The organism is Streptomyces sp., assembly GCF_035563135.1.
GTDB lineage: Bacteria > Actinomycetota > Actinomycetes > Streptomycetales > Streptomycetaceae > Streptomyces.
In genome coordinates this window covers 1-5,771 of record NZ_DATMVN010000286.1, presented here as the reverse complement: position 1 = coordinate 5,771, position 5,771 = coordinate 1, and the positions used below count along the sequence as shown (strand labels likewise).

The window sequence follows — 5,771 nt, the reverse complement described above, 5'->3', positions numbered from 1 at the left end:
CTGGCCCGACCGGGCCACCGCTCGCGCCGAGGTCTTCGACTTCATCGAGACGTTCTACAACCGCCGCCGCCTGCGCAAGCACAAGGTCTTCGGCTACCTCACCCCGGCCGAGACCCGACAGCGGCACCAACACGACTTCGCAGCATAAAGATCGAGTGTCCAGGATCACGGGGAAACTTCAGTCACAGCACTAGAAGCGGTTGCGATTGCGATTGCGGCCGGGATTGTGTCGTCTTGTGTTATGCGGGAAGTGGCGGCCCTTCCAGCTTTCCGGGGCCGTCGGCGAGCGCACGTGGCCGGCGCTGTTCCAGCCCGGGAACGTGGCGCGGGCGCGGCAGGTCGAGCCCTGCCCACCAGCGGCGCCCGTCCGGTGTGGTCTCGACACCGACATCACGAGGGCCGAGAGCGACGAGGTTTCGCATGTACTCGGCGTCCCGGAGCACTTGGCCGTCATCGCCGGGCGGCATGTCCTGCCGGTGGCTGAGCGCCAGGACCATCACCTGGTTGCGTGCCTCGTCGTCGGCCAGGTGCAGTGAGATGCGCCGGCCGCCGTCCTGCGCCGCCGAGCGGAACAAGAGCTCAACCACCTGCTGGGGGCTGTCGTCCTTCGGCCGGTAGCCCCACCGGCGCAGTGTCTCCGCGACCTGGCGCCCCGCGCGGGCAGCGGCGGCCGGGCTCGGAGCGAAGGCCCAGTTGCGTACGCTGCGGCCGCGGATAGTGAGCGGAACGTATGGCGCAGGGGCCTGCTGCTCAGGGCGGGGTGGTGCTACGGGCCTCTTGGGTGGTGGTGGAGTCGTCGGCGGATAGTCGGGGCGGTGTGGCGACACAGCGGCCTCCCGGCGGGAACGGAGGCGTCCATCGTAGGGGGCAGGCTCCCGGGAGCGGGCGGCTTCGGGCCAATGGCAGGCAGTCGCGGCAGTGCAGCGCTCAGCCAGGGCCGGCATGAGCATCGATGACCCGGGTGCGCCGGGCATGGTCACTGGACCCTGTGCCGAGAAATACCGCTCAGGTTCCGCCTTGGGGGACATCACAGTGAGAAGGGACCCAGTCGTCTGTTCCCCTCCGCTTCTGGGGCCGCTCACAGGTCTGAGAAGTCGTTGTAGTGGGCGATGATCATTACACTGCGGACGTGGCGAACACAGAGGATGAAACGGAGACTGTCTGCCGGGTCTGTGGTTTCGACGGTGAGGCGTTCTGGGAGGGTGGCTGGCCGAATGAGGCTGCTATCTGTCCCTGCTGCGGCAATGAGCCCGATGTCGGAGACGCCAGCGTCATGAGCCTTCGCAACTACCGCGGATACTCGGTCGGGCACGGCGCCCCGTGGCTCAGCCCGTCGGAGGAGCGCAAGCGCCAGGGCTGGGATCTACTGACGCAGAGGGAGGACATTCCGCTGCAGTGGCGCTGATCCGGACGGCCGGTCATGGCTTCACGTCGTGAGTCGCCGGTAGCAGATAAGGGCAGCAGCGATGCCGACGAAGGCCAGGAAGTGCTCAGCCTTGCGCTCGCAGCGGCGGTGCAGGCGGCGGAAGCCGCCCAGCCAGCTCACGGTCCGTTCGACAGCTCACCGGTGCCGTCCAAGGCAGGTAGAGGTTTCGACTCCGCGGCGGGCGGTACAGGGCGTGCTGTCACGGGTGCGGATCCATTGTCGCAGGCGGCCGTGGTCATATTGCTTGTCCGCGTGGAGTTTGGCGGGTCTGCGGCGCGTGGCCCCCGACTGGAGCGAATCGGGCGTGTGCCGCCAGGTACAGCCACAGGCGGCTACGAACAAGATGGCGGCCAGCACTGACCGCGAGTTGGTCAGTGCTGTGCCGTGACGAAGCTCCTGGTGGCGGAGCGTCGACCAAGCTCATCCATGTCTGCCTGGAGCCTCACGTGCTTCGGTTGGCCTGAGCTGCTGTCAGAGCTCCGGACGCGACGGCCGAATCAAGCTCACTCTCGCACCACATGCCTTTCTCCATCCGCTGGACTCGCAAGGACCATGGACTGTGACCCGCTCCAGGGCGAAGCGCGCCTGGCACGGCCGTGCATCGGCGGACCACTGCGAACGGTCCGGTCCAGCCGAAGAAAGAAGGAATACGTGCAGGACGAGAAGAACGCGGCGCGAGAGCGAGGCGCGGCCGCCTCGGCGACGGGCAGCTGAGCGGCGAGGAACTGCTGACGACGACCCGGTCGGTACGCCGGTGTCTGGACCTTGAGCGCCCGGTCGACGTGCAAGTGGTGTACGACGCCCTGTTGACCACCCTGCAGGCGCCCGACGGTTCCAATGACCAGCCATGGAAACCGCGGACTGTGACTCCTGGATCCGCGCCGACTACGGCTGGTCCCTCACCACGAGTCGCTACGTCGATCCGGAGGACCCGGCCGGCCTTCCTGCCGGCAGCGCCACCTCCCCCTTCCGGGCACAGGAAATGGATCAGCCTCTATGGACCAGCCTCTATGGACCAGCCTCTGCCGATCGCCGGCATCGCCTGGTGGTGAGTTCTGTTGAGGGGCTGAAAGGCTGCCCTGACCTGTATAAAAAGCGGCACCGACAGGCTCCGCCCCTGTCGGTCGGCGAGTCGGCACCCTCGTCAGCTCAGAGGACCATGGGTGGCGGCCGTCTCCAGGCAGTCCAGGCGTTCATAGAGGGCGCGGACGAGACGGGGCGGGGTTCTGGGCACAGCGCACGGTGCCCTCGATCGTCACGGGCAGCCGTTCTTCCGCCTCGCGTAGGACGACGTCCGCGAGTGCCTTGGGTGCGCTGTTCTTCGGCAGCTGGCCGACGTGAGGCGGAGGTCAGCGGCGACGGCGCGGACGTGGCCGGTGAGCGGGAGGGCAGTCTGCTCCAAGTCGCGGGTGGTGAGCGTGTCCTCGCCGGTCCACGCGAGCACGGCTTTGACGAGGCACTCATACGGTGCGCGGTCCAGCGGGAGCTCCGTCCCGAGCAGTCCGTCGGGGTCGTACAGGGCCGTGTGCGTGCTGGGGGGGGTGCGGCCGGTCCTGCTGCTGGGGCGTCGCCGCGAGGGCGACCGGCGGTCACTGTGGTGTGTCCTTACGATCATCGGCCCGCTCGCCCTGTCCCTGGGTCCGCCGGGCGAGAAAGCGGGCGAAGCCACGGTTCGCCCGGGCCGGCAGGGCAGGGGAAGGAATGTTGTAGGCCGGGGACTGGTGGCGGTAGGCGTCCGGAGCCGGGGCGGCGGAGCTGGTGTGTGTACGAGGGGGTCTCCCTCTTCGGCCGATGGGGCTGGGGCTGCCGCCCATCGTCGGCTACTTCGCTTCGCGGGTCGGTTCGAGGCCCGTGGAGTCGTGGTCCTTGTCGGTCCGGGCGGGGTCGGCGGCGTGGATGAGCTGGCGCAGTGCCCCGTAGTAGACCTCGTGGTCGATGACGGCGGGCAGGATGGTGTCGAGGTTCCCGGTCAGCGCTGGGAATTGCTCGGGGTCGAGCGCGGCCAGCGCGGTCCGGGTGGCGGCTTGCGCGGTTTTCGGGTCGCGGTGGTCGACGAAGCTCGCGCTGCCGAGGGTGAGCAGGTAGAGGCGCCGGTAGACGGTGATCGCTTCCCGGGGTGTCATGCCGGCGGCGAGGCTGTCGGCGAGCTGTGGCTCCACCAGGCGTCGGAGTAGCTGGGTGCCGAGCCAGGGGCGGCCGCCGCGCAGGGCCACCAGGCCCGGATGGTCTGTCAGCAGTTCGTAGAGCCTGCGGAAACGGATCTCTGTGGCGATGGCCCAGTCCGTTGCGGGCTCGTAGTCCGGCAGGTCGGCGGCGAGGTGGTCAGCACATAGGTCGAGCAGGCCGGCCAGGTCGGTGCAGCGGCGCTGGAGGGTCGCGTGGGAGATACCGAGCCGGGCGGCCAGGGTCCGGAAGCTGAGTGCAGCCGAGCCTTCCTGGTCCACAATCAACAGGGCGGTCCCGGCGATGCGTTCGGGGGTCGCGAGGTCCAGGGAAGCGGATCGCCTTGGCATGCGAGCCAGCGTACGGTACAGCGTATCGTCACGGTAGGCTCAAGGCTCCTCACTCGGAGGCGACATGCCCCGCACGGCGCTCGATCCCTTGTTCACCGCCACGGACGCCTCGACCGGCTTCACCGACCGGCACCTGGCCCATCTCGCGTCCGGCACCCTCGCCGCCGTCCGCGTTCCCCGCTTCCTCGACAGCCCGGTGTGTACGAACGTGCTGTCAGGGCTGGAACGGGTGCCCACCGCCGACTACGATCCGGTCAGGGTACCGCCCCCGATCGTCCGGTTCGGCCCGGCCCGGCCCGGCCCTCCACGACTACCGCGCTCCGGACGGCGCACTGGACGCGAGAGGGTACTGGCATGACGTCGGCACCGCCCGGGCCGCCTGGCACCGGGCGGGGATGCGCCCCGATCCGATCGCCGTCTCCCTGGCCCGGCTCGGCTCCGCCTGGGGTGCAGCGGTCGCTCCCGCCGCCATCGGCGGGCATCCAGTCTTCGGCGGTACCCTGCGCGAGATCAAAGCGGGCGCACTGGTCCACTACGACTCCATCACCCGGGAGTTCCCGCTCGGGCTCCTCGACCAGGAAGGCGTCGCGCAGCTCGCGTTCAACGTGTGGGTGGCCGTGCCCGGAAGCGGCAGGGCGGCGACGGTGTGGCGCCGCCGCTGGGAGCCGGCCGACGAGATGCTCCGCGAGGCGTAGGGCTACCGGCCCGAGACCGTCGAGGATTTCCAGCAGGTCGGTCTGCGGCCCGAGCTCGGTGACGCGCTGCTGTTCAACCCCCCTCAACTTCCCCACGGTGGAGCCGAACCCGGGCCGACGCCGGATCGCGTTTGCGTTCTTCCTCGCCCTCATCACCACCGGGCAGCTCATCGCCTGGTCCTGACCGCCGCACAGCCAAGGGAGTAAACCCCGTGCACCACCTCACCTACGGTGACATCAAGCAGGCCGCCGACCGGATCTCCGGGCGTGTCCGCCCCGTCACCATCGCCCCGGTCGATCCCGGGGCGATCCGCACCGCCCACCGCGACCCCCTGGACGACCGTGAGCCCGAGCCCTGTGAGGTGTGGCTGGCGCTGGAGTACATGCAGCACACCGGCTCCTTCAAAGCCCGCGGCGCCCAGAACTTCATCCAGGCCCACCGCGAGGCAGGCACCCTCCCGGATGCGGGGGTGACCATCGCCTCGGGCGGCAACGCCGGACTCGCGTGCGCGTGGGCGGCCCAGCAGCAGGGCGTGCGAGCCACGGTGTTCCTTCCGGCCACCGCCCCGGAGGTCAAGGTAGCCAAGCTCCGCGGCTACGAGGCGGATGTGCGCCTGGTGGGCTCGGAGTACGCCGAAGCACTCGCCGCCTGCGAGAACTTCACAGCCGCAACCGGTGCGCTCCCCTCCCACGCCTACGACCACCCCCTGATCGCCGCCGGGGCCGGCACCCTGCTGGAGGAAATCCGCACCCAGATACCGGGCCTGGACACCGTGGTGGTCGCCGTCGGCGGCGGCGGCCTGTTCGCCGGCATCGCCACCGCCGCCCAGCACCACAACATCCGTACCATCGCCGTCGAGCCGGACAACTGCCGCGCCCTGAACGCCGCCCTCGATGTCGGCCACCTCGTCGACGTCACCGTGGACTCGGTCGCCGCCGACTCCCTCGGCGCACGCCGCACCTCCGCCATGGCTCTGCACACAGCCCAGCGGGACCGCGTCCACTCCGTACTCGTGCCGGACAGCGAAATCCTCCGGGCCCGCCAGGCACTGTGGGACCACCGCCGTATCGCAGTGGAACACGGGGCGGCAACCGCACTGGCCGCCCTCACCGCCGCGCCCCACCACGTCCCCGACC

General features: G+C 69.7%; 6 protein-coding genes and 1 pseudogene. 4 read left to right on the top strand and 3 right to left on the bottom strand.

What is annotated here, in order from left to right; translation table 11 throughout:
• Nucleotides 1–239 precede the first annotated feature (239 nt).
• Nucleotides 240–587, bottom strand: a complete 348-nt coding sequence (locus tag VN520_RS12635; protein WP_325746983.1) for a hypothetical protein — start codon at nt 585–587, stop codon at nt 240–242.
• Between the two features lie 542 nt (nt 588–1,129).
• Between VN520_RS12635 and VN520_RS12630 the strand changes: the two genes are divergently transcribed.
• Nucleotides 1,130–1,405, top strand: coding sequence for a hypothetical protein (locus VN520_RS12630; RefSeq protein WP_325746982.1), 276 nt, complete (start codon nt 1,130–1,132; stop codon nt 1,403–1,405).
• Nucleotides 1,406–1,426: 21 nt separating this feature from the next.
• On the opposite strand, the pseudogene VN520_RS12625 reads toward VN520_RS12630, so the two are convergent.
• Nucleotides 1,427–1,737: pseudogene (locus VN520_RS12625) on the bottom strand (IS5/IS1182 family transposase); the annotation flags it as partial.
• Between the two features lie 1,509 nt (nt 1,738–3,246).
• Nucleotides 3,247–3,939 carry a TetR/AcrR family transcriptional regulator gene (locus VN520_RS12615; RefSeq protein WP_325746981.1) on the bottom strand — a complete coding sequence of 231 codons (693 nt, stop codon included), beginning with the start codon at nt 3,937–3,939 and terminating at the stop codon, nt 3,247–3,249.
• A 64-nt stretch (nt 3,940–4,003) separates the two neighbouring features.
• Here VN520_RS12615 and VN520_RS12610 point away from each other — a divergent pair, with 64 nt between their 5' ends.
• The 3 genes from VN520_RS12610 to VN520_RS12600 form a co-directional block, all read left to right on the top strand.
• Complete coding sequence (locus VN520_RS12610) at nt 4,004–4,297, top strand: hypothetical protein (protein ID WP_325746980.1); 294 nt, start codon at nt 4,004–4,006, stop codon at nt 4,295–4,297.
• 37 nt (nt 4,298–4,334) lie between these two features.
• Nucleotides 4,335–4,634 carry a hypothetical protein gene (locus VN520_RS12605; RefSeq protein ID WP_325746979.1) on the top strand — a complete coding sequence of 100 codons (300 nt, stop codon included), beginning with the start codon at nt 4,335–4,337 and terminating at the stop codon, nt 4,632–4,634.
• Nucleotides 4,635–4,846: 212 nt separating this feature from the next.
• Nucleotides 4,847–5,771: serine/threonine dehydratase (locus VN520_RS12600; RefSeq protein WP_325746978.1), on the top strand; the 925-nt coding region annotated here is incomplete at its 3' end.

Coding starts and splice junctions, on each gene's coding strand:
- VN520_RS12615 (WP_325746981.1), bottom strand. CDS start 3,939: ATGCCAAGGCGATCCGCTTCCCTGGACCTCGCGACCCCCGAACGCATC.
- VN520_RS12610 (WP_325746980.1), top strand. CDS start 4,004: ATGCCCCGCACGGCGCTCGATCCCTTGTTCACCGCCACGGACGCCTCG.
- VN520_RS12605 (WP_325746979.1), top strand. CDS start 4,335: ATGCGCCCCGATCCGATCGCCGTCTCCCTGGCCCGGCTCGGCTCCGCC.